This window comes from Saccharopolyspora sp. NPDC050389, assembly GCF_040655595.1.
GTDB lineage: Bacteria > Actinomycetota > Actinomycetes > Mycobacteriales > Pseudonocardiaceae > Saccharopolyspora.
In genome coordinates, this window is sequence record NZ_JBFAKG010000027.1 from 1 (window position 1) to 25,297 (window position 25,297).

Annotated in this window: 35 protein-coding genes; 27 read left to right on the forward strand and 8 right to left on the reverse strand. The window is 65.7% G+C overall.

Features of this window, described 5'->3' with window-relative positions:
* The coding region (locus AB0I53_RS19155; RefSeq protein ID WP_358604275.1) for a hypothetical protein at positions 1–216 on the forward strand (216 nt) is incomplete at its 5' end.
* Between the two features lie 149 nt (positions 217–365).
* On the opposite strand, the gene AB0I53_RS19160 is transcribed toward AB0I53_RS19155, so the two are convergent.
* The gene (locus tag AB0I53_RS19160; RefSeq protein WP_358604278.1) at positions 366–530 is read right to left on the reverse strand and encodes a hypothetical protein; all 165 of its coding nucleotides are present in this window, start codon (positions 528–530) and stop codon (positions 366–368) included.
* 9 nt (positions 531–539) lie between these two features.
* Between AB0I53_RS19160 and AB0I53_RS19165 the strand changes: the two genes are divergently transcribed.
* From AB0I53_RS19165 to AB0I53_RS19230, 14 genes are all read left to right on the forward strand, one after another.
* Positions 540–1,010 (forward strand): hypothetical protein, encoded by a 471-nt coding sequence (locus tag AB0I53_RS19165; RefSeq protein WP_358604281.1) that lies wholly within the window; start codon positions 540–542, stop codon positions 1,008–1,010.
* Between the two features lie 165 nt (positions 1,011–1,175).
* Complete coding sequence (locus AB0I53_RS19170) at positions 1,176–1,748, forward strand: hypothetical protein (RefSeq protein ID WP_358604284.1); 573 nt, start codon at positions 1,176–1,178, stop codon at positions 1,746–1,748.
* Between the two features lie 133 nt (positions 1,749–1,881).
* The gene (locus AB0I53_RS19175) at positions 1,882–2,118 is read left to right on the forward strand and encodes a hypothetical protein (RefSeq protein ID WP_358604287.1); all 237 of its coding nucleotides are present in this window, start codon (positions 1,882–1,884) and stop codon (positions 2,116–2,118) included.
* Between the two features lie 284 nt (positions 2,119–2,402).
* Positions 2,403–2,816 carry an RNase adapter RapZ gene (locus AB0I53_RS19180; RefSeq protein ID WP_358604290.1) on the forward strand — a complete coding sequence of 138 codons (414 nt, stop codon included), beginning with the start codon at positions 2,403–2,405 and terminating at the stop codon, positions 2,814–2,816.
* An 81-nt stretch (positions 2,817–2,897) separates the two neighbouring features.
* A complete protein-coding gene (locus AB0I53_RS19185) occupies positions 2,898–3,029 on the forward strand; it encodes a hypothetical protein (protein WP_358604293.1) in 132 nt (43 codons plus the stop codon).
* Between the two features lie 211 nt (positions 3,030–3,240).
* On the forward strand, positions 3,241–3,774 hold the full coding sequence (locus tag AB0I53_RS19190) for a CYTH domain-containing protein (RefSeq protein WP_358604296.1): 534 nt from the start codon (positions 3,241–3,243) through the stop codon (positions 3,772–3,774).
* Complete coding sequence (locus AB0I53_RS19195) at positions 3,771–4,157, forward strand: RNase adapter RapZ (RefSeq protein WP_358604299.1); 387 nt, start codon at positions 3,771–3,773, stop codon at positions 4,155–4,157. The genes AB0I53_RS19190 and AB0I53_RS19195 overlap by 4 nt, the downstream gene beginning before the upstream one ends.
* 740 nt (positions 4,158–4,897) lie before the next feature.
* Complete coding sequence (locus AB0I53_RS19200) at positions 4,898–5,221, forward strand: hypothetical protein (protein WP_358604302.1); 324 nt, start codon at positions 4,898–4,900, stop codon at positions 5,219–5,221.
* Entirely contained in the window at positions 5,221–6,441 is a 1,221-nt protein-coding gene (locus AB0I53_RS19205; RefSeq protein WP_358604304.1) for a putative T7SS-secreted protein, read from the forward strand. Before AB0I53_RS19200 ends, AB0I53_RS19205 begins: the two co-directional genes overlap by 1 nt.
* Entirely contained in the window at positions 6,408–6,815 is a 408-nt protein-coding gene (locus AB0I53_RS19210) for a hypothetical protein (RefSeq protein ID WP_358604307.1), read from the forward strand. The genes AB0I53_RS19205 and AB0I53_RS19210 overlap by 34 nt, the downstream gene beginning before the upstream one ends.
* Positions 6,816–7,185: 370 nt before the next feature.
* Positions 7,186–7,350, forward strand: a complete 165-nt coding sequence (locus tag AB0I53_RS19215) for a hypothetical protein (RefSeq protein WP_358604309.1) — start codon at positions 7,186–7,188, stop codon at positions 7,348–7,350.
* Between the two features lie 312 nt (positions 7,351–7,662).
* Positions 7,663–8,304: a hypothetical protein gene (locus AB0I53_RS19220; protein WP_358604312.1), complete on the forward strand. Its 642-nt coding sequence runs from the start codon at positions 7,663–7,665 to the stop codon at positions 8,302–8,304.
* Between the two features lie 90 nt (positions 8,305–8,394).
* Positions 8,395–8,991 (forward strand): hypothetical protein, encoded by a 597-nt coding sequence (locus AB0I53_RS19225; RefSeq protein ID WP_358604315.1) that lies wholly within the window; start codon positions 8,395–8,397, stop codon positions 8,989–8,991.
* 54 nt (positions 8,992–9,045) lie between these two features.
* On the forward strand, positions 9,046–9,975 hold the full coding sequence (locus AB0I53_RS19230; protein WP_358604316.1) for a hypothetical protein: 930 nt from the start codon (positions 9,046–9,048) through the stop codon (positions 9,973–9,975).
* A 63-nt stretch (positions 9,976–10,038) separates the two neighbouring features.
* Here the strand turns inward: AB0I53_RS19230 and AB0I53_RS19235 are convergent, their stop codons facing one another.
* Positions 10,039–10,452, reverse strand: a complete 414-nt coding sequence (locus AB0I53_RS19235; RefSeq protein WP_358604319.1) for a hypothetical protein — start codon at positions 10,450–10,452, stop codon at positions 10,039–10,041.
* Positions 10,453–10,861: 409 nt separating this feature from the next.
* Between AB0I53_RS19235 and istA the strand changes: the two genes are divergently transcribed.
* Positions 10,862–12,094, forward strand: a complete 1,233-nt coding sequence (istA, locus tag AB0I53_RS19240; protein WP_358604322.1) for an IS21 family transposase — start codon at positions 10,862–10,864, stop codon at positions 12,092–12,094.
* A 1-nt stretch (position 12,095) separates the two neighbouring features.
* Positions 12,096–12,905: an IS21-like element helper ATPase IstB gene (gene istB, locus AB0I53_RS19245; RefSeq protein WP_358604325.1), complete on the forward strand. Its 810-nt coding sequence runs from the start codon at positions 12,096–12,098 to the stop codon at positions 12,903–12,905.
* A gap of 284 nt (positions 12,906–13,189) precedes the next feature.
* Here the strand turns inward: istB and AB0I53_RS19250 are convergent, their stop codons facing one another.
* Positions 13,190–13,597, reverse strand: a complete 408-nt coding sequence (locus AB0I53_RS19250; RefSeq protein ID WP_358604328.1) for a WhiB family transcriptional regulator — start codon at positions 13,595–13,597, stop codon at positions 13,190–13,192.
* Positions 13,598–13,875: 278 nt separating this feature from the next.
* Here AB0I53_RS19250 and AB0I53_RS19255 point away from each other — a divergent pair, with 278 nt between their 5' ends.
* Complete coding sequence (locus AB0I53_RS19255; RefSeq protein WP_093267586.1) at positions 13,876–14,271, forward strand: helix-turn-helix transcriptional regulator; 396 nt, start codon at positions 13,876–13,878, stop codon at positions 14,269–14,271.
* Positions 14,272–14,290: 19 nt separating this feature from the next.
* Here the strand turns inward: AB0I53_RS19255 and AB0I53_RS19260 are convergent, their stop codons facing one another.
* Positions 14,291–14,431 carry a hypothetical protein gene (locus AB0I53_RS19260; RefSeq protein WP_358604331.1) on the reverse strand — a complete coding sequence of 47 codons (141 nt, stop codon included), beginning with the start codon at positions 14,429–14,431 and terminating at the stop codon, positions 14,291–14,293.
* Positions 14,432–14,538: 107 nt separating this feature from the next.
* Here AB0I53_RS19260 and AB0I53_RS19265 point away from each other — a divergent pair, with 107 nt between their 5' ends.
* From AB0I53_RS19265 to AB0I53_RS19275, 3 genes are read left to right on the forward strand one after another with little or no spacing between them, the layout of a single operon-like run.
* The gene (locus AB0I53_RS19265; protein ID WP_358604334.1) at positions 14,539–15,063 is read left to right on the forward strand and encodes a hypothetical protein; all 525 of its coding nucleotides are present in this window, start codon (positions 14,539–14,541) and stop codon (positions 15,061–15,063) included.
* The gene (locus AB0I53_RS19270; RefSeq protein WP_358604337.1) at positions 15,060–16,181 is read left to right on the forward strand and encodes an MAB_1171c family putative transporter; all 1,122 of its coding nucleotides are present in this window, start codon (positions 15,060–15,062) and stop codon (positions 16,179–16,181) included. The genes AB0I53_RS19265 and AB0I53_RS19270 overlap by 4 nt, the downstream gene beginning before the upstream one ends.
* Positions 16,178–17,404: an amidohydrolase family protein gene (locus AB0I53_RS19275; RefSeq protein WP_358604339.1), complete on the forward strand. Its 1,227-nt coding sequence runs from the start codon at positions 16,178–16,180 to the stop codon at positions 17,402–17,404. Before AB0I53_RS19270 ends, AB0I53_RS19275 begins: the two co-directional genes overlap by 4 nt.
* A gap of 199 nt (positions 17,405–17,603) precedes the next feature.
* Here AB0I53_RS19275 and AB0I53_RS19280 read toward each other — a convergent pair whose 3' ends face one another.
* The 4 genes from AB0I53_RS19280 to AB0I53_RS19295 all read right to left on the reverse strand — a co-directional run bounded on the left by AB0I53_RS19280 (position 17,604) and on the right by AB0I53_RS19295 (position 19,553).
* Positions 17,604–17,912: a hypothetical protein gene (locus AB0I53_RS19280; RefSeq protein WP_358604342.1), complete on the reverse strand. Its 309-nt coding sequence runs from the start codon at positions 17,910–17,912 to the stop codon at positions 17,604–17,606.
* 136 nt (positions 17,913–18,048) lie between these two features.
* Positions 18,049–18,258, reverse strand: coding sequence for a hypothetical protein (locus AB0I53_RS19285; RefSeq protein WP_358604345.1), 210 nt, complete (start codon positions 18,256–18,258; stop codon positions 18,049–18,051).
* Positions 18,259–18,336: 78 nt separating this feature from the next.
* Positions 18,337–19,347, reverse strand: coding sequence for a ketoacyl-ACP synthase III family protein (locus AB0I53_RS19290; RefSeq protein WP_358604347.1), 1,011 nt, complete (start codon positions 19,345–19,347; stop codon positions 18,337–18,339).
* Positions 19,348–19,352: 5 nt separating this feature from the next.
* Positions 19,353–19,553, reverse strand: a complete 201-nt coding sequence (locus AB0I53_RS19295) for a hypothetical protein (protein WP_358604350.1) — start codon at positions 19,551–19,553, stop codon at positions 19,353–19,355.
* Positions 19,554–20,098: 545 nt separating this feature from the next.
* On the opposite strand from AB0I53_RS19295, the gene AB0I53_RS19300 reads away from it, so the two are divergent.
* The 6 genes from AB0I53_RS19300 to AB0I53_RS19325 all read left to right on the forward strand — a co-directional run bounded on the left by AB0I53_RS19300 (position 20,099) and on the right by AB0I53_RS19325 (position 25,191).
* The gene (locus AB0I53_RS19300; protein WP_358604353.1) at positions 20,099–20,764 is read left to right on the forward strand and encodes a prepilin peptidase; all 666 of its coding nucleotides are present in this window, start codon (positions 20,099–20,101) and stop codon (positions 20,762–20,764) included.
* A 166-nt stretch (positions 20,765–20,930) separates the two neighbouring features.
* Positions 20,931–21,311: a hypothetical protein gene (locus AB0I53_RS19305; RefSeq protein ID WP_358604355.1), complete on the forward strand. Its 381-nt coding sequence runs from the start codon at positions 20,931–20,933 to the stop codon at positions 21,309–21,311.
* A gap of 392 nt (positions 21,312–21,703) precedes the next feature.
* Positions 21,704–22,234 carry a hypothetical protein gene (locus AB0I53_RS19310; RefSeq protein WP_358604357.1) on the forward strand — a complete coding sequence of 177 codons (531 nt, stop codon included), beginning with the start codon at positions 21,704–21,706 and terminating at the stop codon, positions 22,232–22,234.
* Positions 22,235–22,299: 65 nt separating this feature from the next.
* A complete protein-coding gene (locus tag AB0I53_RS19315) occupies positions 22,300–22,980 on the forward strand; it encodes an SAF domain-containing protein (RefSeq protein ID WP_358604360.1) in 681 nt (226 codons plus the stop codon).
* A 46-nt stretch (positions 22,981–23,026) separates the two neighbouring features.
* A complete protein-coding gene (locus tag AB0I53_RS19320) occupies positions 23,027–23,821 on the forward strand; it encodes a hypothetical protein (RefSeq protein ID WP_358604362.1) in 795 nt (264 codons plus the stop codon).
* A complete protein-coding gene (locus AB0I53_RS19325) occupies positions 23,818–25,191 on the forward strand; it encodes an ATPase, T2SS/T4P/T4SS family (RefSeq protein WP_358604365.1) in 1,374 nt (457 codons plus the stop codon). Before AB0I53_RS19320 ends, AB0I53_RS19325 begins: the two co-directional genes overlap by 4 nt.
* Positions 25,192–25,297 lie beyond the last annotated feature (106 nt).

Genomic DNA, 25,297 nt, shown 5'->3' on the forward strand with positions numbered 1-25,297 from the left:
ACGGCTTCGGGCGAGCCATCCCACGCTCCCAACGATCGAAACGTGATCAACTCCAGCCACCACCATGCCAGACAAAGATCATTATGCAAGGACCCCTTAGGCCTGGACAGGGACACCAATGGTGAGGTCGTGGAAGTGGCAGCTACCCAGGCTGCCGACGTTGTGATCGTGACGGCCCGCGAGATCACGCGGCGCCTCGAACAGCTACTGAGGTGAGAACCTGCCAACGAAACGCCGACGGCGATTGCGCTCGACTGAGCGCAGGCTGCCGAGCCCGGCTTCCGCCGCCCTGGACGCCCTCTAATCCCGCTCCTGCCCCAGAAATCATCATCGAGAAAGGCCAACATGACCATCCGGCAGAGCGATCAAAGCACGCCCTCTCCGTCACCCTTTGTGGTGATCAGCTTCGGATTCGGCGCGGGCAGATGCTGCGGGTCGCCATCGGCTGCTCCGACAGACGCGGCCGTGCCGTCGCCGAGCACCTCGCCGCTGCGCCGCGTCCCCCTGGAGCCGGGGTGTTCATCCATCATCTTCGACTCGTGCCGGACGAAGGTGGAGCGACCTGTACATCCTTCACGCAATCACCAGTCATGATCCGAAATGACGTCTCGACCCGCACCATCATCGAACTTTATGTGACCAGGAAAATGTCGCAGCGAAAAGTGGGGAACCGTGTTGGCATCAGCGCCAGCGCCGTACGCCTGCGTCTGATAGCCGCGGGAATTGAGATCCGCTCCCACGGCAAAAGGCTCGACAGCGATCAAGAATGGCCCTTAAACGAGAGGGTGTTTCGAAAGTGGCAGAAGGGTGTACCAGTAGCAGGAATCGCGGCGCAGCTCGGGATGTCTGCACACGAAGCCCGAGCAAGGCTGCATATCTCCGGCGTGAACCGGATCGGTGTCCCGATCGGTCGGCGTGCCAAGGTCCAGTTCCGCGGCTCAAACCCACACGAAGTTTGGTGTCGCAAACCGGACAGCGGACTTCCCTGGCCGGACTGCTGCCGCCGGTAAGTCGGCACGGCATGCCCAGGCGATCTAGTCGCAGCGGGCGGCAGTCGATCATTGATGGCAGCGCCTCATAAAGGCTATCGAGTAGCGGGGTGCGGTCGGCTGGCTGCCACAACGGCGTGGCGGCAGCCAGCACTCCACACCATCAACACGAAAAACAAAGGTACAGTGAAAGAAACCGAACAGCACGAACCCCAGCCAGGACTGGTAACCGTGGGATTGCATGCCCTGAGTCTGACCATCTTGTGGATCATCGGAGCGACCGCGATGATCCTCGGACTCTCCACCGCCGCCCACCATGCGTGGATCGGAGGGCTTTTCCTCTCATTCGACATCATTCTCCGAGCCGGAAGCTTGGTCACTCGCGTCGTCAGCGGTCGCGCCGCGCGCGCAGCCGCGGAACGCGACGGCAAGGATGGCGATCAGGCTTACTTCGAGGGGATGACCGAAAGCTTGCCCCGCGATCCCCGAAGCGCCCGCGCCGAAATCACCAGTCCACACTGGATCATCCAGCGCGCGTGTGCTGCTGCCTACGGCATCGTGATGATCGCGGTGATCTCAACCTGGGCTCCCACATCAGTCGCCGTCATTGTCGGGGTCAGCTACGTGGCCGCTGATCTCGGAGGCAACTATCTCTTCGCTATCCGGCTGCATAAGATTCTTGCTGCAATCGCTGAGGAGCGATCCTCACGGCGCTCCGCCGGCCGCGAAGCCGTCATAACTCCACCGCAGGAGCGGTGACGGACGAGACAAGCGTCCAGCAGCCAACGCGCCCTTACGGGTCGTAGTTCGCTGACGGCCACTGGCCTCGACGGCGACCGCTCTCACTGAAGTGCGTGCCTGGAGTATGGACCGCGCGACGCTTCGACAGTGGATGACCACTCGGCCAGAGATCGCCGAGCAGCTGCTGCGGGTAGTAGCCCGCCGGCTGCGTGAGGGCCACGACATGCTGGACGGCTTGGTTTTCGCCAGCGTGCCGGGACGTGTCGTCACGACGCTGCTACGGCTCGCGCAGCGTTTCGGCACCTGGGAAGACGGCCATCTGCGGGTCACGCGCTCCCTGCGGCAGAAGGACTCGCACAGCACGTTGATGCGCGGCGGGAGACCGTGAACAAGGGTGTTGACGGACTTCTGGCGCCGCGGCTGGACCGCTGAGGAGGCGAACGCACGCTCCTTCCCGACGCGGAGCGGTTGGAATGCCGTGCCGCCAACCAGTAGGTACCCACACTTCTGTTCTCCACGCGACAACCGAGACTCTGAAGAACGGCCACGCCCCGATCTCTGCACCCTCAGCAACGCTTGACCGAAACCTGATCCTAGAACCCTGAAGGAGTCCACATGTCCGATTGGCCAGTGCAATCCCGCCCGTTCCGTGGCGGTACGAGAGCTCACGCAGTGATCCCGCCGATCGTGCTTCTGTTGAGCTTCGGCTACAGCCAACGGGTCCCGCCACCGGCGAACTTCTCTCTTGACGTGCGTAGCGCGCCAAACCCGCTTCGTATCACCGAATTCCGGGGTCTCTCCGGACTGGACGAGTCCGTCCAGAAGTGGGTGCTCGCCGAGCTGGACTCGTGGTTCGACGGCCTTCTCGATACCCTCGGCCCTCAGCTCGCCGATGCAGAGTCGCGCGACTCGCGCGCACTCACGTGGGCATTCGGATGCACCACCGGACACGGTCAGTCGGTCGCTCTCGCCGAGTTGGTCGGCGCAGCCATCCGACGTACCGGAACGACGGTCTGCATCAAACACCTGGACCTCGCGGCGGAAACGATGCAAAACGACGCAGACCGGGTGGTGATCGCACCGTGACAGCGCGAGTGACCACACGGCTACGTGAGTAGCACAAAGGTCCGCCCGCGCGGTGGCGACGAACATTGGAGGAGTCCGGCGTTGGGCGACGTTAACTGGATTCTTCTCGTCCACGACGACAAACCTGTTGGCCCTCGAGGCTGCCTTCTCGGCTGCATGGTGATGCTGGGCATCTTCGAGGGCTTCATGATCCTCGCGCAGTACATGAGATGAGAACGTGATTCCAGCAAGGTGACGCCCTGCTGCGGGTTCCTCACCGGGACCGGAGTGAATCTGTGCGCCGCGGGCACCACATCACAGCACGCACCAGGTGGTGCTCCCGCTCATGTTCCCGTCTCAGGTTGTTCCTGCGCCGTCGAGGACGTCATTACGGAGCCCGTATGACGTGCGGTCGCACTCTGCTCCTCAAACCGAAAGGATGGACATGGCAACTCTGCCTGAGATCAACCGCAAGCGGAAGTTGACCAGTGAAGCCGAATCCGAGTTGCGCAGCAGGCTGGCAATGGCGGGCTACTACTGCTCCGCCGAGCCGGCAGTAGAGACCGACATCTACTACTCACAGCCGAATGTGTGGGTGCGCATCCGCGAGCGCGACAACGCCGCCGAGATCGCCTACACCGCCACCCCTGGCTCCACGCGCGAGATCCAGGTCATGCTCGCCGACATCACCCAGGCAGGAGAAGCCGCTGCGCTGCTAAAGGCAATCGGCGCGGTCGGGCAGGTGCGCGTGGTCAAGACCCGCGCGATCTTCAAACACCTGGCGCTGGAGGACGCCAGGGTCGTCATCGACCAGATTTCCGGGGTCGGCACCTTCGTGGCAGTCGAGGTCGCGCTCGATGATGCAGACGCCCGCGGCGTCGTGGCCAATGTGGAACGCCACCTGCAGCTCGATGAGCTGCCGATGATCGAACTCCCATACCGGGAGCTGGTAACGCGGGCCGTGACGGTGGCCTCGTGAGCCCGGCAGTGTTGGAGGTCCTCACCTGGGGCTACAACCGCACCACCCCGCCGCCGGCCGACCTGGCCATCAACGTCCGCTGGATCCCCAACCCTTTTCATATCCCGGAGTTCCACGACCTAACCGGGTTGGACATTCCCGTGCAGGAATGGGTGTTCGCCCAGCCCTGTGTAACAACGTGGTTCGACGGGCTACGCGTTGTCCTCAGAGGAATACTCGACGGCACCGAACTCCGGGGCGGTCGGCTGGTGACCGCGGCAATAGGATGTCAAGGCGGTCACGACCGCAGCGTGGCGATCGCCCGACGGCTAGCCGAGGCATTCGAGCGCGACGGAACCCGCACCCACGTCAGGCATCTGAACTTCGTGCGGGGACCACGGTGATCAGACACATCTGGGCGTGGATCCAGCGGACATGGGAGCTCTCCCGTACCCGCTTCGAGCGGGCGCTGCGGGAACACGGACTCGATCTCAGTGATCGATGACCACGAACGCCGGGCGCTCGCGCTCGCGTATTGGCGGACCAGGCCGCTCCCGGCGATAAGGCGGGAACCGCCGCTGACCCCTCCTGGCGACTGGGTGATGCGTCAGTGGATAGCCAACGAGATCACCGTGGCCCAAGTGATCAGGTCAACGAAGAACCAGGAAAGGGCATGACATGGAGGGTGCGCCTACGGTGGTGATCGACCAGCGATGAGTACGGTACAGGCCACGGCTAGCGCGCTCCGAAGAGCAGCGCAGCAGCTCCCACCCAGTATGATCACCCGGCTGGATGACGAGATCACCAAAGAACTGGCGCAGATCCGGATCTCGTTGAACCGCGGAAGTGAACGAACAGTGCAGCACAGGGGTTTCCCGCCGGATACCCGGAAACATGGTGGAGGAGCCGGGATCTCCACACCGCTGTGGCGACGGACGCGGCCGATTGCCGCAGCCACGACAGGGGTTCGCGGCGCTGTCGAGCCCCACGGACGGCCCAGAGGTCTTCCTCACGCTACTCGACGCAAAAGCGACATCGCGGACTGCGCCATTCGCGGGAACGATCCTCAATCAACCTCATATCACTCGGGCACGTCATGAGTTTCTGTCGTGGTCTGCAGACGATCCGAGAACGGAGCTGCTTGGTGGACGGCTTTCGCGTCGACTTGACTGCCTTGACCAGCGCATCGAAAGGTGTGCGCGACACCATCGACTCGATGAACGACCGCAAGGTCAGCGATATCGACTGCCCCGCTGACGCGTTCGGCCATGATCGATTGGCAACCACCGTCGGCGAATTCTGCAATCGTTGGAACAAAGGCGTGACGAATCTAGCCGACGACGCCAGAGAAGTCTCTGCCCGGCTCGACGGCTGCGCGAAGGTTTACCTGCAGACCGACGAAGCTGCCCGAGCCCATTTCGAGGGCATTGTGCAACGGTCCGGTGGCGACGACCCGGCGGCGCAGTGATGGCTGCTGAACTCGGAACCACGAACGACCCGAACGCCCTGATACCTGGCAACGCTGACGCTGTTCGCGTTACCGCAGCGTCAATGCGCCGCTACGGCAACACTCTGCAAGAGGCGGGAGAAGGACTCAAACGCATCGACAGCTCGGAGGGCTGGGAGGGTGAAGCCGCAGAGCAGTTCCGGTCCGCATTCGAGGGCGAACCTATCAAGTGGCTGAAAGCTGGTGACTGCTTCCAGCACTCGGCGGGGGCACTAGAGCAGTTCTGCGAGACACTGGCCTGGGCGCAAGGACAAGCTGCCGAAGCGATCCGACTGTGGAACGACGGCGAAGCCGCGACCAAGCAGGCCAAAGCCGACCACGCCCGAGCAATAGAGCAAGTCGAGCGGCACGCACCGCCTGGAGCAGCAGCTACTGAGGTGGCCTTCCACGATCCTGGCGAAGCGAAGCGCCAAGCCGCCAGGGAGATCTTGCAGCGCGCCCGCGGCCAGCTTGCAGCGGCCGGAGAGCGCACGGCCGACGTCGTCGGCCGTGCGCGGGACAACGCACCCGAAGAGCGAGGTTGGCTCGCGCAGGCAGGGGAAGCGATCGGCGATGCTGCCGCGAACGTGGTCAACGGGCTTGCCTCTTTCGGCAACGCCGCCATTCACCACCCCGAAATGGTCGCTGCCCTGGCGGTAGGTGCAGCGCTCACCGTGGTCAGTGCGGCGGGCGAGACCGTCGGCGTCGCCTTGGATGCCACTGGTGTCGGCGCGGTCGGCGGCATTCCGCTTGGCGCTGCCTCGACAGCTGGCCTGGTTGCCGGCATTGGCGCGATGGGGGTCTCAATGGCCGGGCTCGCCGCCGAATCCGCAGGTGACGACTCCGTCGAAGTCATCGATACCCATGACGCCGAACCCGCGCCCGCGCCAGCTCTTCCGTGGGAGGACCCTGCGGTGCAGGAGAAGCTCCCCGCGGAGTGGGGTGACGGCAGCGCCACGAAGAAAGGCGTCGGGCAGCGTTGGCAGGATCCCAACGATCCTGGCAACGGAGTTAGGATCGACCAAGGCAATCCGAACAACTCCCAACCCACGCAGCAGGTCGACCACGTGATCGTCAGAGAGCACGGAAAAGTAATCGGCCGCGACGGCGAACCAATCTCGGGTTCCGTCAAGCAGAACCCCGAAGAAGCGCACATCCCGTTGAGCGAGTGGAAGCAGTGGAAATCGTGGAACCACCCGTAGAGTCGATCCGCTACCCCGAGATGCGAGCAGAAGTCATCGACGCAGTCCGGTCGCTGTCCGACCTGGACTACCAGCGCCGTGTCTGGATCCGCCATGAGTACCCCCAAGACGGGTTCTACGACGACCTCACCACAAACGTGCACATCCTCTTCGACGACACGTGCGTGCTTCCCGAACCGGAGCAACGAGTCGGTGTTGTTCTCCACTCCAGCGAGGTGGAAGCAATCAAGGCACTCGGCGAGGTACTCGACCCACTCATCGGTGAGCTAGGCGACGCCAGCGATGGCCAGTACCTCGAACATCCACAGTGGTCTGAAGTCGTCACCAGGGCGCAGCAGGCACACCAGATTCTCAGCCGACACGAGAACAGGTAGTGGATCGGAGTCCGTGCAGGGGACGATGTCGCCGAACGAGCGCTGGGACCAGAGTCCGCGGCTCCCCCGTCTGAACTGGTCTTGATCACCAGTTTCTGAAGCATGGCACTGGACTAGCAGGCTTCAGACGATCGATCAGGGTGCTGGCTCGGATAGCTCCCGAACGTGTCGAGAAAAGGGACGTTTGACTGGTACTGGTCGACGAGGAGCTCGCCCCTCCTCGACCCGCGCAAGGCCGTGGACGCAGTCACCGAACCCCCCTGGCGGCGTGACGTGCCTGAAGACCCACACGGACGACGAGGAGACCAGCGCACCGGTAACTGCTGCCCACCGCTAGCAGCAGCGCGGGCGCCGGCAGTGCCAGGCGTGCATGACCGCGCACACCCGCCTGTCCTACCGACGCAAGCAGCACGGGACTCCGTGGACCGAAGACGAGTTCCGCGCGCTGGCAGATGAGATCTACGCACAGCGCCGAAGGCGGGCCGAGCTGTGGGCGCCGGAGGACGCCGGGCCGCTGCGCACCGCAGAGCCGTAAGCCGGTCGATGCCGAGAAGGTCTTGGCCGACTCGGCCGTCTGGTCTGGGCGAACAAAAAACCCCCGGCTACCTGACCAGGGGTTTTCGCATCTGTGACCTAGATCACCGACGGGAGTGATCGAGTTTTTGGTGATCGATGCTAGTCTGACCGCCGGGCACGTTGTGTCCCGATAGGTACACCTCACCACGCTACTGAACTTGAACAACTCAGACATTAGGGTGAACGCCGGAAACCTGTCAAGACCGAAGTAACGGAGTTCACTCCCCTGGTTGAGGTGCTACCTCTCGACAACCGAACCGAGAGGACGTGCATGGACAGCGTTCGTATTGGCCTGGGGCCGTTCCTGGACTACGTGCGTAGCACCCCGCGGGGCTGCGTGGCGATCGTGAAGTCCCAGCGGCGGATGTACCTCGATCCCGACAGCCAGGGATCGTCGTTCTACGGGCCGTTGTCGGCCGGGCTGCGGCGGGCGGTGAACTCGACCGACCCAGCGCGGGTCATCGCCGAGGTCGTGAAGCGGTCCCGGCCTGAGCAGCGACGGCACTACGAGGAGCTGCAGAGCGGGTTCGGCCGGTGGTGGTCGAAGACCAAGGCCAGCGGTGTGCCGGTGGCCTCGACCGAGTGGGTGCGCGCGGAGCTCGCGGTGCGCATCCTCGGCAGCCGTGAGCCCGGCAGCGGGGTGCTGGGGCTTCGGTACCGCGACGGCAAGACCGAGGTCGTGCTGCCCTACCTCAAGGAACCCAAACTGGGCCGGGACGCGGCGAACCTCGCGCTGCGGATGCTGGAGCTGCACATGAACGAGCTGCTGCCGGGCGCGATCCCGGTCGTGCTCGACCTGCGCCGGGCCGCGCCGCTGCGATTGCGCAGCAACACCAACCGCGACGACCTCGACGCGGTGCTGGCCGGCGAAGCCGCCAAGTACGTCACTCATTGGCAGGCCGCTGCGGCCTGATCATGACCGCCCTCCCGGGGCGCGGCCGCATCGTCGCGCCGCGCCCTGGGGTGTGCAGGTGGAGTTGCTGGTCGACAGAAATGAGGGTGCGTGCAGCTCGTCGAGCGTTTGAACCAGATCCGGACCCAGATGCGGCGTGAACTGGCCGATTTCGACCAGGCCGAGGATCAGGAGGCGCGAACCGCGTCCGTGGAGGCTTTGATCGGGCTGACCGAGCAGCTGCTGGCCTTCGACGACTCGCTGCCGGAATACGCACGGCAGCAGGCCAAAGCGGCCGCACAGGCCAAGGTGTTGCGCGTCAAACCAGCGATGCTGACGGCGGCGGGAATCTGCGCGGCCGCCGGGTTGCTGGTGACCGCGACCGTGTTCTGGGGATCGACGCCCGGGATCGCGATCCTGGGCAGCCTGGTATCGCTGCTGCTGGGCTTCCTGCTGTTCGCCGGAGCCGAGGAGACCGAGGTGCACACGGCGAACGGGCCGAAGGTGCCCTCACCGACATCGCGATGGGCCGCCGCGATCTGCGGCGCGCTCTCGGCCGTGGCCTTCGTGGCGCTGGCCTGGGGCTGGACCGGCAGCTGGTTCGGCTGGCTGACGCTGCTGGCCACCGGAGCCCCGGCGTTCCTGGTGACTCTCCAGCCACTGAACCCGCCGCCCTCAACAGAAGCGGCCAGCTCCACGGCCGCGTGAGCAACCCGGGTACTGCCGCCGTCCGCTTCCCGCATCAAGCAGAAAGGCCGCTGGGTGTTCCACAACGTTGAGGACTTCGACGACGTCTCCACCAGCCTGCAGACGATCCAAAACGAAATCGACGAGGTCAGCTCCACCGTCCGACAGCACCACACGGAGATCAACGACCGGGTTGAGAGCGCCGAGACCGAGAACAACCAGCTGGAACAGCGGCTGGACAAGCTCGACGACCAGCTGCAACAGCTGGCAGACCAGATCGCGGTCCTGGAACGGCGCGCGCTGACCACCAGCACCAACCGCGCCGACCTCAATACCCGAACCCCCACCGAACGGCGGCTGGCCCGCAGCGCCCGCCGCGCCAAGGAACTCGAGCGAGAGCTGCTGCCCGAGTACGCCCGCAAGTACAAGCAGAACTCGATCTCGACCTTCGAAAGCCAGGTCCAGGAACTCGCCGACAACGAAAGCACCCTGGTCGAAGCGATCGCGGAACTGGCCGACCTGGCCAAGCGAGACCCACGCACCGCCGAGCACCAGGCCGCCCGGGCCCGCTACACGCAGGCCAAGACCCAGGTCGAGACCAGCCGCCGCTTCGTCACACCACATCGCTGCCAGGCGATCGAGGACGACCGGGCCACGTTGGCCGCGGATGCGAAGAAACGCGCCAAGCACGGCGCGGAGATCGACGCGGGCAAGCAGGACTGGTTCCGGCTGTGCAGAGCACTGCGCAACCGTATAAGCAAGGCCATCGACAGCGGAGCCGCGCTGCCACCGTGGTTCACCACGGTCCTCGGGCCCACGCCACCTGCGACCCGGACCGAAAAATGGGTCAACACCGCCACGCTGCTGCTGGCCTACCGGGCCATGTACGAGGTCACCGACCTGGTCGTCGCGCTGGGCCCCAAACCATCCCGCAACGGCGCCAGCCTGCGCCACACGCTCTACGAGGAACTCGAGGACAAGGTGCGCACATACCGCCGGCGGTAGGCAGACCGCCTGCCGAAACACCCCGAAGCCTCCGCCACGGCGGGGGCTTCGGGGTGTTGCCGGTCAGCTGCGGCTGTGACCGGTGCGCTTGGCCCCGGTGACCGCAGCGACCGCCGCAACCTCGTCCTCGCCGTAGAAGGTGCGCGCCGAGGAGTGCGAGCCCAGGCCCGCCGCCTTGGCCAGGGTCGCAAGCGGATAAGGCCGCGGACCGACGAACTCGCGGCCGTAGGCGATCAGCTGCCGCAGCTGGCGATCGACCTCGTCCCGCTGGCGCCGCACCCGCTCAATCTCGGTCAGCAGCGGGTCCCAGTCCTCGGCCTCCCAGGCCCCTCGCAAGTTGTGGGCGTAGTCCTCGCGCAGCTCCCGCACGTGGTTCTGGGCGTCAGCGATCAAGTCGGGCGGGTCACACTGCGCCGCGTCCGTCGGCATGGGGTAGGCCAACGCAGCGATGTGATCGAAGATATCCATTCCTGCCATGTATGACACTCTACGCCACAACTGACGAATTTCGTCAACATTGACGCGTGACGTCATTCTACTGAAGCGTGCCCCATGTGTATGCGGGTGTCGGCAAGGAAGCCTCAAACAAGCACGGACGGACCGCGGCGGCGTCCTCGGCACGCCGATCCCAAGGATTTTGCAGACCGCCTCTCCGTGGACCAATCGAGTGACAGCTCAGCGACACCAGCTCGCCGCCCGACGACTTCACCGCAACCTTGTCGCGCGGTCGCCGAACGCAATTCGGCGCACCCAGGTGGCGACTGGTTCCTCGCTCAGCCGGGCGGCAGGTAGGGGTCCGTGGCCGCCGGGCGAGACTGTCGGTTCCGCTTGAATACTGACCGTCTGGTTCCGGGCGAATTCTGACCCCCTCGGTGATCGTGAGGGAGTGATCAGCGTGGAGGACTGGGCGGAGATCCGCCGGCTGCACCGGGCTGAGGGGATGTCGATCAAGGCGATCACCCGCAGGCTCGGGATCTCGAGGAACACTGTGCGCAAGGCGCTGGCCTCGCATGAGGCGCCTCGGTATGTGCGGGCGGGTAAGGGGTCGATCGTGGATGCGGTCGAGCCGCGGATCCGGGCGCTTTTGGCGGAGTTCCCGGAGATGCCGACCAGTGTGATCATGGAACGGGTGGGCTGGACTCGTGGCAAAACTGTGTTCTTCGAACGGGTGAACCAGCTCAGACCGTTGTATCGGCCGCCGGATCCGGCATCGCGGACCGAGTATCAGCCTGGCGAGCTGGCGCAGTGCGATCTGTGGTTCCCGCCGGTCGACGTCCCGTTGGGGTTCGGGCAGTCCGGGCGGCCGCCGGTGCTGGTGGTGGTCTCCGGCTACTCGCGCATGATCACTGCGGTGATGCTGCCCTGCCGGCAGTCGCCGGACCTGCTGGCCGGGCACTGGCGCCTGATCATCGGCTGGGGCCGGGTGCCCAAGGCGCTGGTATGGGACAACGAATCCGCAGTCGGGCAGTGGCAAGGCGGGAAACCGCAGCTGACCGAGGCGATGAACGCCTTCCGGGGAACGCTGGGGATCAAGGTCATCCAGTGCCGACCCGGCGATCCGGAGGCCAAAGGCCTGGTGGAACGGGCCAACGGGTATCTGGAGACCTCGTTCTTGCCCGGCCGCAGCTTCACCGGTCCGGCGGATTTCAACACCCAGCTCACCGCCTGGCTGGAGAAGGCCAACCAGCGCCAGCACCGCCGCCTGGGCTGCCGTCCCATCGACCGGTGGGGCGCCGACCGGGCGGCGATGCTCGAGCTGCCGCCCGTGGCGCCGGTAACCGGATGGCACTCGAGCACCCGGTTGCCGCGGGACCACTACATCCGCCTGGGAAGCAACGACTACTCGGTGCACCCCACCGCCGTCGGCCGGCGCGTTGACATCACCGCCGACCTCGAGCACGTGGTGGTCACCTGCGATAGCACTGAGGTCGCCCGTCACGCACGGTGCTGGGCAGCGCACCAGAGCATCACCGACCCCGCCCACAAGGCTGCCGCCGTCGAGTTGCGGCGCTCCCGCCGCCTGGCCGCAGTGCGGCCGGTCGACACCGTCGGGGTGGAACACCGCAACCTCAGCGACTACGACCGGCTGTTCGGCCTAACCAGCGAGGAGATCGCCTGACATGCCCGCCACCAAGACCATTGCCAAGCCCCACGGCCGGCGCAACGTCACCAGCGAGATCGCCTACCTCACCCGCGCCCTCAAGGCCCCGTCGCTGGCCGGGTCGGTCGAACGCCTGGCCGAACGAGCCCGGACCGAGGAATGGTCCTATGAGGAATTTCTGGCTGCCTGCCTGCAGCGCGAGGTCGCCGCCCGCGAAGCCCACGGCGGCGAAGGCCGCATCCGCACCGCCCGCTTCCCGAGCCGGAAGTCGCTGGAAGAATTCGATTTTGAGCACCAGCGCTCGCTCAAGCGGGAGACAATCACGCACCTCGGCACCCTGGACTTCGTTGCTGCCAAGGAAAACGTCGTCTTCCTCGGTCCACCCGGAACCGGCAAGACGCACCTGTCGATCGGCCTTGGGATCCGGGCCTGCCAGACCGGATACCGTGTCGCCTTCGCCACCGCCGCCGAATGGGTCGCCCGCCTGGCCGATGCCCACCACGCCGGGAACCTGCAGGCCGAACTGGTCAAACTTGGCCGCATCCCGCTGATCATTGTCGATGAGGTCGGCTACGTCCCCTTCGAGGCCGAAGCGGCCAACCTGTTCTTCCAACTGGTCTCCTCCCGCTACGAACGGGCCAGCATGATCATCACCTCGAACAAGCCCTTCGGGCGCTGGGGCGAGGTCTTCGGCGACGACGTCGTCGCCGCCGCAATGATCGACCGCCTCGTCCACCACGCCGAAGTGATCTCGCTGAAGGGCGACAGCTACCGACTCAAAGACCGCGACCTCGGCCGCGTCCCCGCGGCCACCAAGACCAACGACTAACAAGATCCACAACTAACCGAAGGAGGTTAAGGTTCGCCCGGAACAGAGGGGTCAAGAGTCGACCGGAATTGACAGCGAGACGGTGCACTTGTCGCGGACTACGGAGGTGCGGCTGCGCCCTCGACTCCTCCGGCGGTCAGGTCGGCAGCTTGGCGCCGGGCCGCCGACCAGCTTCGGTGCCGGCTGCTTGCCGCCGACGCGGGTGCAGCAGCCCAGTAATCCGGCGCGCCGTCCATCTCGGTCAGCAGCGAAACGACCGGCAGCATCCTACTCAGTCACTACCTTCAGGCGATTCGATCGACGCAGGATTCATGGTCAGGCTTTTCAAGGACGCGCTCAGCCCGAGACCGAGCTCGACTCTCCCTCACGTGTACGAGAATTTCGTGAGCTAGGCGTCGGATATCCGGTGCGCTAGAGAGGCGCCCGGTCGCGCGATCGATTGCCTCTCTGCGGTCGCGCGCGCAGACCCCTCCCCAGATCCCCCAGCTGACGCCTTCATCCGCCTCATGGCTAAGGGCGATCACGAGGCATTCAGTCCGGACCGGGCAGCCGGCACAAGCTTCGACCGCCTGACCACGTTGGCGGGCGAGTCCGTCGGCACCGCGGGCTGGCTCAGGGAACCATGCGTCCTGGGAGGTGGACGTGGTGCAGCGGCCATGACTGCGGACTCTCCATTCTTGTTCGCGAAACACAAGCGACCCCCGAAATAGTGACCATCGAGAACGAACCGGCTCCCGTGGGACGGCAGTTCGATGACGAGGCGAGCGCCGCTCTGCTTCGAGTGAACCACCGGTGCGTGAGTACGGGATCCGGGCAACCTCAGTCAGACACCCGACCAGGCTGTCCGCTATTGAGGACTTGGATGGTCGAAAGTACGCCGCCGTGGCCAGTGGGTCAACTCGAATGGTCTAAGGACTTGCACTTGTCCACTAAAGGGGACACCCTTGTAGGACTGGAAGGGAGGTGTCCGATGCCGGAAGCCGAGTCGGGCAAGACGTTCGGGGAGCAGCTGGAGCTGTTGTTCGACGCGGTCCGGCGTGAGGACGGCTCGGCGTACTCGAAACGCGAGGTCGCTGCCGCTGTCGGGTTGTCGAAGACCCACTTGTACAACCTGATCAACGGTGAGCGCGAGCCAAGTCACGCCACGGTCAAGGCATTGGCGGAGTTCTTCGGAGTGCAGCTGGACTACTTCTCAGACAGTGAGCGTGGACGAGAGCTGGCTCAGCAGTACTCGCTGCTAGCGAAGTTCGGCGAAGGCAAGCTGCGCGCTCTCGCACGAGGCGCGGAGAAGTTGTCGCCTGAGCAGTTAGCCAGCGTGATCGAGTACATCGAGTTCCAGGCGAGTAGAGATCACCCTTCTCGGTGACAAGACGTTCTTGTCGCTGTCAGCCCAGCACCACGTAGGGACACTGGATCTCCGCGCCGCGGAGCAGCTGGCGTCGCTGCAGGTTCTTCGCGCCACGACGAGCGACCACCCAGCAGCTTCGCTCGGTGGTAGTGCAGCCGACGCCTCCACCGTTGCGCACGGACGGAGGAAACGCCCGGCGGCGATATGAGGTGATGCGCTGTGGAAGACCCTCAGGGAACGGGCACAACAGCACGTAGATCTCGGCGTCGGCTGTTTGATCTGCGTATGCGCCGCGCTGGGGGTGAGGCCCGCCTTCGGCGCGCGCTTCGCGAGGAACTCGACGAGCTTGGCATCGTGGGCCCGACAGACATGGCCGAAGTGTGCCGACGTCTAGGAGCTCGCCGGGGAAAGCCGCTCAAGTTGTCGCCCTACCCGCTGGACGTACCCGGGCCATTCGGCTTGTGGATTGCGACCCCGGTCGTCGACTTCATCCTCTACCAGCAGGAAACGACGAACGCCCACCAGCAGCACATCATCGCCCACGAACTTGGGCATATCATCAGCGGTCATTCCTCGGACGACGGTGACGAGGCCGGGTGGTACGAGTCCTTTCCCGACATCCCTCCTGACCACGTCCGCCGTGCTCTACGACGTACGCACTACGAGACCGACCAGGAACGTGAAGCCGAAACCGTGGCGACCTTGCTGCTGGAACGCGCCGCTGTGCTCGAGCAGGTCGCGCTTCCTTCTCAAACGCCTCGAGCGCGGCGTGCTCAACAGGCGCTTGGCGAGCAACAGGACTGGCTGTGAGCCTGACGAAGCTGGCCATCATCGTCGCCCTCGCGTGGTTCAGCTATCGGCTAGCCCGCTCGCCACGGGACCTCGCTCTGCGCGCTGTGGTCGCATGCTTGTTCTGCCGCTTGTTCGCCGCGCCTTCGACCATTGCCGCTATTCGCGACCTCATAGGTGGTGCCCTGACGGCCAGTCTCGGCAAGCTGGTCATGAATATCGCGCTGAACGCCTCATGGTTCTTCCTGCTTCTCTTCTTCCTTTTCGCCGCTGCAGGAGGCACTGCTCGAGCCTGGCGGGAAACAACTTTGGTGCTCGGCGCCTCGGCCTGCATGGCCTTAGCCGTTCTTGTCACTCCTGACGCAGACAGCGCGTTCCCGACGCGCGGTGCGTTGCCGGTGACCTTCCAAGTACCGAGCGTTGCAGTCTTCTATCTCGTAGGCACGGCCTACATCGCCTATGCGACTGGATCAGCGGCAATGTGGGCGTGGCGCTACGCCGCTGAGTCTGGTCGCCGCGCGCAGGTTGGCCTTTGGCTCGCGGCCGTCGCCCTGGTTGGTGAAGCAGGCATCGCGGTGATCCGCGCCGGCATCGTCGTCGTCCGCTGGATGGGCGGCAACGTGCCGCCATCGTTCGCCGGTGCTGTCGACGGCCTGGTTCCTGTGGCGCTGCTGATCTTCGTGGTTGGGGTCTGTTGGGCTGGATTGGCAACTCGCATTTCGGTGCTTCGCGTCTGGGCCCGCCACCGGAGCGTTTACCACCAGCTGTATCCGTTGTGGGCAAGGCTGCATGAAGTCTTCCCTGGGGACGCGCTCGAGCGCAGCCCGCGGAGCCTGTGGCTCGATCGGCTTTCACCACGGCGCATACATCGCCGCTTCTGGCGCCGAATGATCGAGATTCGTGACGGCCTGGTCCAGCTTGGCCCGCACCTTGCAGACTCCGGCTTCGATACCGATCGGCCCGCGCATCAACAAGTCGGTGTCTTCGAGGAGGCATTGCGTCGCCAGCGTGAGGGGGCGCGCCCCAGCGGGAGGTCCGCGGTACTCGTCGCTGCTCCCGACGGCCCCGACCTCGGTGCTGACATCGAGCAGCTCGTCGCCCTCGCCCAAGCACTGTCCAAGCAGACCATGCCCATATGACCCACATTGACCAGAGAGACGGCACGATGAGACTTCTGATCACGGCTGAGCGCGTCTTGCTTGGTCCAGCCGGCCATCAGGTCGACGATGGCGCCATCCTGATCGACGAGAACACGATTCTCGCTGTCGGCCCTCGCCCCGAAGTCGAAGCACAAGCTGGCAGTGACGTCCGCCGGCGCGACTACCCGAACCACACCATCCTGCCAGGGTTGATCAACTGTCACGTGCATCTGGCGCTCGATGCTGGTTCAGCCCCCTTGGAGCAATACCTCGCCACCGAGGACTCCGATCTCTTGCTCGGAATGGCCGGCCGTGCGCAACGAGCTGCTCGGAGTGGGGTCACGACCATCCGAGACCTCGGAGACCGCCAGGGCCTTGCTTTCCGTTTGCGGGATGCCATCGCTCGCGGCGAGCTAAGCGGACCCCGCATCCTGGCGTCCGGTGCGCCGCTGACCATTCCTCGTGGTCACTGCCACTTCTTCGGCGGTGAAGTCTCTGGCGAACACGAGATCCGCCAGCATGTCCGGGACATGGCCGACCGTGGGGCGGACCTCATCAAGGTCATGGCGAGCGGCGGCCACATCACCCCGGAATCGCCTCCGATGTGGGCGACTCAGTTCTCCGCGGATGAGCTCCGGATCGTCGTTGAGGAAGCATCCAATGCGGGCCTGCCCGTCGCTGCACACGCCCACGGTTCCGATGCGATCGCTGCCGCAGTGGATGCGGGCGTCTCGACCATCGAGCACTGCACGTGGCTTCGAAGCGGAGGCGGCGGATACGATCAACGTGACGAGGTGGCCAAGCGCATGGCCAGCCAAGGTGTCTACGCCTGTATCGCATGGCCGCCGGACTGGCGGGGATTCATGGAACGCCTCGGGCCGGAACGCGCTGAGCAGATCATCGAGCGGTTCCTATGGATGGACGAGCTGGGGATCCGCCTTGTGCCCGGCACCGATGCGGGCCTGCGCGGCTCAGGGTTCGACGACTACGTCGACGCCCTCGAACTGTATGCCCACATTGGATTCCCGAACGCCCAGATCATCGAGATGACCACAGCAACAAGCGCTCAAGCTCTAGGAATAGGAGCAAGCGTGGGCCAGCTACAGCCCGGATACTCCGCAGACCTGATCGTGGTAGACGGCAACCCCCTCGTCTCCCTCGAACGCCTCCGTCACCCTCAGCTCGTGCTCGCCCACGGACACGAGTTCCACTCCCCCAACTGACCGGCTCCCAGGCACCACAGATGCCGTCGGCAGCGCTTCTGTTCTGACGGTGCACATGGCGTCCAGGCCACGTGTGAATCCCGCTGTGGGACGAGCCTCGACAGGTGGTCAAGACTCGTCCCACAGCGGGATTCTCCAGTTTTCGTACCCCTTCTCAGGGTTCGCGGTCGAAGTGACGTGATGCTTCTATCTTGTTGTCCTACGCGGAGGGTGGGGTCAGACCGAGGCAGCCAGCGACGCCGCCGTGTACCCAGCCGGTGACTCGGGTGGTGTCGTCGGTCAGGTTGACCCAGTCCGGTGTCGTAGGGGTTCCGCCGACGAGCTGGTGCACACGGTAGGAGTGGGCCTTGTAGTAGACGCCGTCGACGGGCGACTGCAGGTCCGCCGCGCGGTGGATGCGGGCACCGTCCTGGATGGACAACGCGGTGCCGGGCGGGCAGGCACCTTCCGCGTGAGCGGTGCCGGAGAGTCCTAGCATCAGAATTCCCGCGGCAGCTGCCAGGTTCACCGCAGTACTATACGTTTTTCGCATCGAACATTCCTCTCAGAATTTCACGAATGAAGAAGAGACACTTCGCTGGCCGGGACGCGTTGAAGGCGGATCCCAGCAGGGTTCCGATGAAAGCGAGGGATTCAGCGGTGCATCACAGGACGTGCTGGCTCGGGTGTCCTTGGCGTGGCTCTTCCAGGTGTGGCAGTCCGCATGACCCGGCGATGCAGTCGTCGTCGGGGGTGGCGGCATGGGCTGCGAGCGCTGTTCCGGCGACGGGTAGCGCGGCCAGGGCTACGGCGATCAACGCGGCTCGTACCGTGTTCACGGCTTCCTTGTGGAAGTACTGATTTTCTCTCTTCATTTCCTTTCCCTTCTCTTTTTGGGCACAGTTCTCCTGGGCGAGAATTCGCCCTGGGTGTGTTGTGTGGGCCGGCGGCGGTTAGTTGGTGATGCGGAGGATGGCCGCGGTCCAGGTCATGCCGACGCCGATGCCCAGCAGGGCAATGTGATCTCCGGCGGTGACGAGGCGTCGGGTGAGGAGGTGGTGCAGGTCGACGATGTGGTCGCAGGCGCCCATGTGGCCGTAGCGGCGGGCGAGGAAGGCGCTGCTGCGTTCTTCGGGAAACCCGAGCGGCGCGAGGCAGTGCCGGTGGGTCAGCGGGGCTCCGTAGTGCGGGCAGAGCAGGAAGCGGAGGTCGTCGAGTTCGAGTTCGGCGTCATACAGCGCTCGCTTTACGACGGTGCTCACGGCGGTCGCATTGAGGGTCTCGAGGCTGCCGGGGCCGTCGTGGGTGGCCAGCCAGTGTGCTTTTCGCTGGCGGAGCTGAATCGGTGGCCGGTAGATGTTTCCGTTGTACCAGCCGGTGTTTCCGCGGTGGAGCCCTTCGAGCTGGGGTTGCGCACAGGAGGCGGTGGAGATCAGCTCGGCCACGGCATCGTCCCGGGAGTCTCGTTGGAGGAGGACTGCGGCTCCGGCGTCGCCGTAGGTGATGCCGGGATCGGTTTGCCAGCGGTCGAACAGCGGCGTGTGGAAGGTGTCGCCGGCCGTGATGAGCGCTGCCTGACCGGGTTGGCCTTTGAGGACGTTGGCGGCCAGTTCGAGGCCGGCGACCATGCTGTTAGACATGCCATTGACCCCGAGGGTCATGGTGGTGTCGAGCCCGAGCTGGTCGGCGACAAAACAGTTGAGCGACCAGAAGTCGAGGCCCGGGTCGTGGATCGTGGAGTGCAGATGCAGGTCCATGTGGCGGTGGAAGCCACGGAGGGCTTGACGTCCCGCGCGTGTCGCGAGCTCCTGTCCAGTGCACTCTGGTGCGATGGCGAGGGAATCCTGGTGGTTCCGCTGCGCCTGCTGCGCGCTGTAATGGCCGGCGTGGATGGCGTCGGCGGCGGGCATGAGGTCGCCGGCGACCGCTCCGATGCCGTTGATCGTGATCCCGTGGTGTCGCATGCCGATCACCTCGCCGGGCGCGTCGCATCGGAGAGGCGCCCGGTGAACCACACTTCGCGGAACCCGTCGGCGCCGATCGAGCAGTCACGGCTGAGCATGTGAAAGACCGGATCAAGGGCGCGGTTGACGAATCCGAGGAAGACGGGCTTGGCGGCGTCGGTGACCGCGGACAGGTGGCCCCAGTCCTCGTCGTCTTGCCACCGCAAGATAAACAGCGTTCGGGATCTGCTGGTTTCTCGTACGGTTCGCATGAGGGATCACTCCATTCCCGCGCACAGCGCGGCAGGAAAAAGAGAAACGGGAAGCCCAATCAGGAAATCGCCTTCGCGGCGAAGGTATTTCCCGTGTTGTGGGTCTCGCCAAGGTGACATGGGCACGGTGCCGGTGTCAGTTTTTGGCCCCACCCCACCAACAGATACACCCATCCGAGTGAGCCCGACGCCCAGCACCGTGGGTCTTTCAACATCGAAAACCCCTGACACAGAACATGATCACGACGAAACCTTGCTCCTCGAGTCGTTGCGGCCGGGGCACCAGGAAGTGGTTGTCCTGCCTGAGGCTTCACTCGAACGAGCGCATACTCCGGTTGACGGGGGCCAAAATCTGACACGAGGCGCAATCCAATGCCAGGCTCACTCGTCCCCGGACCGCCGCGACAAAACCCGCTCCCTCGGACTTTCTCGCAGCCTGGTCCCCAGTTTCGGAGGTGACATTGTGGTGCCGGCCCCTTCTTCCCCACCTCACATCAGCAGTGGACGACGTCGTCCACGCGCCAACACTTTCCTGCCCCGTGCCGGTGATCTCGGTTCTCGTCCTCGCAGGCATCGTGGTGGGCCCGCTGCTGGCGTGGGCGGTGCGACCGTGGGTGGTGTGGTCGACACGCCCCTGGCTGGTCGCCGGGTTCAGCGCTGCTGGCGGCGCCGTCTCCCTCGCCGTGGGGTGCCGCTTCGCCACCGATCCCGTGCTTGCCGCCTGGTGGTGGTGGGCGATCTGCAGCGTGGCGCTGGCCTGGATCGACCTGTCCTGTCACCGATTGCCCCGCCCGTGGGTGATCGGGTTGGCCGCAGGCGGTGTCGTCGTGTTCACCGTCCACGCCATCACGGTCTCCTCCCCGATAGCGCTGCTGCGGTCGGTCTCCGCCGGTGTCCTGGTCCTGGCCGTCGGTTCGCTCTGCTACTGGATCGCGCCGGGTGGCCTGGGCTACGGCGACATCACCTTGCTCGCCGCGATCTCCGTATACACCGGATGGCTCGGGTGGCGAACCGTGCTGGTGGGCATCGCCGCGGCGCTACTGGTGCTCGGCATTCTCGCCGGCCTGGCATGGGCGACCACGCTACGAGCCCGGACCGCACGCATCGCCGCCGGTCCCTGCCTGATCCTCGGCGACTGGATCGCTGTCCTCGTCCACACCTCGTGAAAGGCCACTAGGAATGTCCTCGACGCCTGTGTCCGTAGCCGCGCAAGCTGTGCTGTGTTCGGCCGGGTTCGTCCTGGCCGGCTGTGTGACAGCACCGCCGACCTCGCCGCCTGCTGTCCCGAGCATCGCTACGCCGCCGGGCCCGTCCGCTGACGAACGTGCTGAAGTGGAGCGCACGTATCGCGAATTCTGGCGGATCACCTGGAATTCCACGGCCGAACGCGGTGCCGGATGGGACGCCGAGGTCCGTCGCGTGACAGGGCAGGAGCTGGCCGATCAGATCACCTCGCGCGCTCGCGAGCAGCTGGCTGGCGGAATCCGTCTGTACGGCGCCGTCCTCGCCCGTGTGTCGTCGGTGCAGATCACCGGGGATCACGCGGCTCTGCAGGAATGCCAGGACGCGAGCCGGGCTGGCCAAGCCGACGTCGCGTCGGGGAAGCCGAGGAACGTTGGCGTCGCTCGAAACCTCGTTCACGCGACGTTGAGCAAAGGGTCTGACGGGGTCTGGCGGGTCGATCGGGTCGAGTTTCCGGGTGGTGAGTGCTGATGTGCCCCACAGCCCGCGGTCCGTGCGTTCTCGCCGGATTGACCGTTCTGGCGGCGCTGACCGTCCCTGTGGCGCAGGCCCAGGATGGAGAAGTCGCGGTCGAGCATGGCGACGTTGGCGGCTGGCACGCTCCGCCTTCGATCGGTCTTTCCGCGACCAACCCGGGACGGCCGGGGCGCCCCGCGACCTCAAGGCCCGGGAGCAGCACGCGTCCGAGCAGCAGCTCGGCGGCGCTGGTGCCGTTGTGCCCGACCGTGATGTGTGATGCCCCGGGGCAATCACAGGACCCGGCGTTCATGCTCGGCTCTCAGCCGTTGTCGACGTGGTGCTTGGGACCGCTGGATGACGGGCAATGCCCCCGTCCAAATGCCACGCCGCAGACACCGACCCCGGTGAGCGCTGCGGGTCCGCCGGATCCCGTTGTTCTCGCTCAGGAAGCGGCCCGGCGGCTGCGGTTGCCGCTGCCGACGCCGCGGCATTCCCCGGATCTGCGGTTGCCGGATGGCCGTCCGGCGACGGTCGTCGGTGAGCACACCTGGTTCTGGACTGCCCCCGAAGACTGGCGTCCGCAGACGGAACGAGTGCAGGCGGGCGAGGTGTGGGCTGAGGTCACCGCCATACCGGTTCGGTTGTCGATGACACCCGGGCTGGGCCAGCCGGTCGCATCCTGTGCGGGGCCGGGGACACCGTACGAGCGGTCGTTCGGGCTGCATGCGGCTTCGCCGGACTGTGATGTGGTGTACGAGCAGGCATCGGTCGATCAGCCTGGTGCGATGGTGACGGCGGAGTGGTCGATCACGTGGCAAGTGACGTGGCAGGGCTGGACCGGCAGCGCACCGACCGGGGGTGAGTTGGCGCCGATGACCTCACGGGCACAGGCGAGGTTCGCGGTGGCCGAGGCCCAGGCCCTCCGCACCCACTAACGCAAAGTTTTCCTTTTTCTCTGTTTTCTCTTGTGTGTTTGGTGAATTCACGTGAGGAGAGACCTATGTCCAGTACCGGCATTTTCGCCGTCACCAAGCCCGATTCCACCGATTCCAAAGACAAACCCGTGTCGGTGCGTGCTCCTCGGGTTCCCCGGCAGCGGCGGTGGTGGCTGCTGAGCGCGTCGCTCGGGTTGATCATCGTGTCCGTCGCGGGAACGGTCGCAGTGGTATCGGCGGCGTGGGATCGCGAGGCCATGTTGCAGCTGGTCCGTGATGTGGCGTGGGGACAGCCCATCAGGGACGCCGATGTGACCACTGTGGAGCTTCCGCCGAGCGCGCGGCGATTCGTGGTCGCGGATGCCGACCGCGGCCGCGTTGTCGGGCAGATCGCCGCCGCCAACTTGCGCGCCGGGCACCTCTTGGCCTTCAGCGATGTCACCACTCAAGTCGTGCCCGCCAAGGGACAGCAGGTGATCGGCGTTCGCCTCCCTCTGGGACGGTATCCGGCCCGCGGGCTAGCGCCGAACGATCTTGTGGAGGTCGTGGGCGTGTCGAGCTCCGGTACGGCGTCGGAGACGGTGACGGGCGGGGCCGGGTTTCAGGCACGCGTGGTCCAGGCATCGCCCCCGGACTCCGAGGGCGCGGTCGTGGTCGATCTGCTCATCGATTCCTCTGCCGCCGAACAGGCCGCTGCCGCTGCTGCGGACGGCGCCCTCGTCAAACTGCTCGGCCCCACCCGCTGAAACCAGTGGCGTTCCTAGTCTTTTGTTCTGGTGAAAGGAGTGTGTGATGGCTGTCATCACAATGCTGTCTGCAAAGGCCTCGCCGGGGGTCACCACGGCGGTGGCGGCGCTGGCCACCGCCTGGCCCCACCGGCTTCTGGTGGTCGACGCCGATCCCGCCGGGGGTGATCTGCTGCGGGGATGGGGCGGCCCGTGGTTGGTCGACGGGCACCTCACCTCCGAGTGCGGGGTGGTCAGCTTCGCCGCCGCCACCCGCCACCTCGGCGCCGTGCCCTCGGAAGGGCTGGCGGGGCACGTGCAGGAAATTCCCGGTCACGACCATGTGCGGTTGGTGGCAGGCGTGACGACCCGCGCCCAGGCGGGAGCCATCGGGGACGACGGCTGGCGACGACTCGCCTGCGCCACCCGGGATCTCGCTCGTGAAGGCCCCGATGTCCTCATCGACGCCGGCCGCTGGGCACCGGAAACGCCCTGGCCGCTGATCACCGAAGCCGACCTGGTTCTGGTCGGAGTGCGCCCCAACCTCCGGCACATCTCGGCCGCACTGCCCTTGATCACCACGTTGCGCGAACTGATACCGATCACCCGGCTCGGCGCACTGGTGTCGGCCACCACAAGCCGCCAGGCCGACAGAGTCGCCCGAGCCGTGGGCGTCCCCGTGGCCGTCGAGCTTCCCGACGACCCGGCAGCCGCCCGGTTCTTCTCCGACGCGGAGGGCAACTGCCCGCCCCGCCACTCGGCCCTGTTGCGCACCAGCCGGAAGGCCGCGCTCCGGCTGCAGCGCAGTCTCACCCCACCCGCAACGACGGTGGCCGACGGCCTGGAAGCAGGTGCAGCATGACCACCGGGATCAACGGCAGCACGCACCTGCAGCTCTCGCGCGAAACCGTGGGATGGGTACCGGATACCGCGACCGTGCAGGCATTGCGGGAAAAGGTCGCCGCCCGCCTGCGGAACAGCAGCGCCGCCGAACGTGCGTCGGTGGTGGCCGCGGAAATCACCGCATGGGCCCACGAACGCGCCAGCCACGGCGACCCACCACTGTCCGCCGCCGACGAGGCACGGCTCGCCGACGCGGTGCTGTCCGCGGTGTTCGGCCTGGGCGGGCTCCAGCCGCTGCTGGAGCTGGAGGACGTGGAGAATATCCACATCCACGGCCACGACCAGGTGTGGCTGGAGCTGGCCGACGGCCATCTACAGCGCTGGCCCTACCCGGTCGCCGACTCCGACACCGAGCTCCTAGAACAAGTGGAGGCGATGTCCGCGCGGCTCGGACAAACGTCCCGCGAGTTCAGCCCGGCACGGCCCATCGTGAACCTCCGGCTCCCGGCCGGCGGCCCCTTGGGAGCGCGGCTGGCGGCGGTACGGGAGGTCACCGACCGGCCGCGGATCGCGATCCGTCGCCACCGCCTGACCCACACCACCCTCGCCGACCTCCGCACCCACGGCACCCTCGACCCCGGGCTGGAACACTTCCTTGCGGTCGCTATCCGTGCGGGGGTGAACCTGCTGGTAACCGGCGGCCCGTTCGCGGGCAAGACCACGCTGTTGCGAGCGTTGTGCGCCGAAATCCCTACCCACGAGCACATTGTGACCGTTGAAGATGACTACGAGCTCGGGCTGCATCTCGAGGGCGGGCGCGTGGTGACGCCGTTGGAGGCGCGCACCGCCAACGCCGAAGGCGTCGGCGAGATCAGCCTCGACGATCTGCTCAAACAAACCCTCCGCCACTCGCCATCACGGGTCATCGTGGGCGAGGTGCGTGGTGGGGAGATCACCGCGCTACTGCGGGCGCTGGGCAACGGCGCCACGGGCGGCATGGGCACCCTGCACGCGACATCGGCCCGCGCGGTCCCGGACCGCATCGCCGCCCTAGGACAACTCGCCATCCCCCCGCTGTCCGTAGAGGCCGCGCACCGGTGGACGGCCTCTGCCCTGGACCTCATCGTCCACCTCGCCCGCCGCGACCACTCTGACCGCCGGGAACGTTTCGTCACCGAGATCGTCGAAGTCGGCCCCGTCGGCGACGCCGCCATCCCGGACCTCACCACGCTGTTCCGGCCCCGTACAGGTGACGGTCGCGCGGTCCCGGCATGCCCGCCCAGCCCGACACTGATGGCTCGTCTGGACGCCTACGGCCTGGACCGCACGATCTTCCACCGTCCGGACGGTCAGTGGCACAGCCTCGGTCAAGGTGGTGAGGCGCAATGATCGCTGTTGTCACCGTCCTGTGTGGAGTTTTGTTCGGAACAGGGGTTCTGCTCGGTGTCCTCGCCTTCATTCCAGCAGCGCGGTCTCGTAAGGCAAATGCAACAGG

Coding starts and splice junctions, on each gene's coding strand:
- AB0I53_RS19160 (WP_358604278.1), bottom strand. CDS start 530: ATGATGGATGAACACCCCGGCTCCAGGGGGACGCGGCGCAGCGGCGAG.
- AB0I53_RS19320 (WP_358604362.1), top strand. CDS start 23,027: ATGGCTGTCATCACAATGCTGTCTGCAAAGGCCTCGCCGGGGGTCACC.
- AB0I53_RS19220 (WP_358604312.1), top strand. CDS start 7,663: ATGGACAGCGTTCGTATTGGCCTGGGGCCGTTCCTGGACTACGTGCGT.
- AB0I53_RS19265 (WP_358604334.1), top strand. CDS start 14,539: ATGCGCCGCGCTGGGGGTGAGGCCCGCCTTCGGCGCGCGCTTCGCGAG.
- AB0I53_RS19175 (WP_358604287.1), top strand. CDS start 1,882: ATGACCACTCGGCCAGAGATCGCCGAGCAGCTGCTGCGGGTAGTAGCC.
- istB (WP_358604325.1), top strand. CDS start 12,096: ATGCCCGCCACCAAGACCATTGCCAAGCCCCACGGCCGGCGCAACGTC.
- AB0I53_RS19285 (WP_358604345.1), bottom strand. CDS start 18,258: ATGAAGAGAGAAAATCAGTACTTCCACAAGGAAGCCGTGAACACGGTA.
- AB0I53_RS19235 (WP_358604319.1), bottom strand. CDS start 10,452: ATGGCAGGAATGGATATCTTCGATCACATCGCTGCGTTGGCCTACCCC.
- AB0I53_RS19190 (WP_358604296.1), top strand. CDS start 3,241: ATGGCAACTCTGCCTGAGATCAACCGCAAGCGGAAGTTGACCAGTGAA.
- AB0I53_RS19315 (WP_358604360.1), top strand. CDS start 22,300: ATGTCCAGTACCGGCATTTTCGCCGTCACCAAGCCCGATTCCACCGAT.
- AB0I53_RS19275 (WP_358604339.1), top strand. CDS start 16,178: ATGACCCACATTGACCAGAGAGACGGCACGATGAGACTTCTGATCACG.
- AB0I53_RS19325 (WP_358604365.1), top strand. CDS start 23,818: ATGACCACCGGGATCAACGGCAGCACGCACCTGCAGCTCTCGCGCGAA.
- AB0I53_RS19290 (WP_358604347.1), bottom strand. CDS start 19,347: ATGCGACACCACGGGATCACGATCAACGGCATCGGAGCGGTCGCCGGC.
- AB0I53_RS19255 (WP_093267586.1), top strand. CDS start 13,876: ATGCCGGAAGCCGAGTCGGGCAAGACGTTCGGGGAGCAGCTGGAGCTG.
- AB0I53_RS19205 (WP_358604304.1), top strand. CDS start 5,221: ATGGCTGCTGAACTCGGAACCACGAACGACCCGAACGCCCTGATACCT.
- AB0I53_RS19215 (WP_358604309.1), top strand. CDS start 7,186: ATGACCGCGCACACCCGCCTGTCCTACCGACGCAAGCAGCACGGGACT.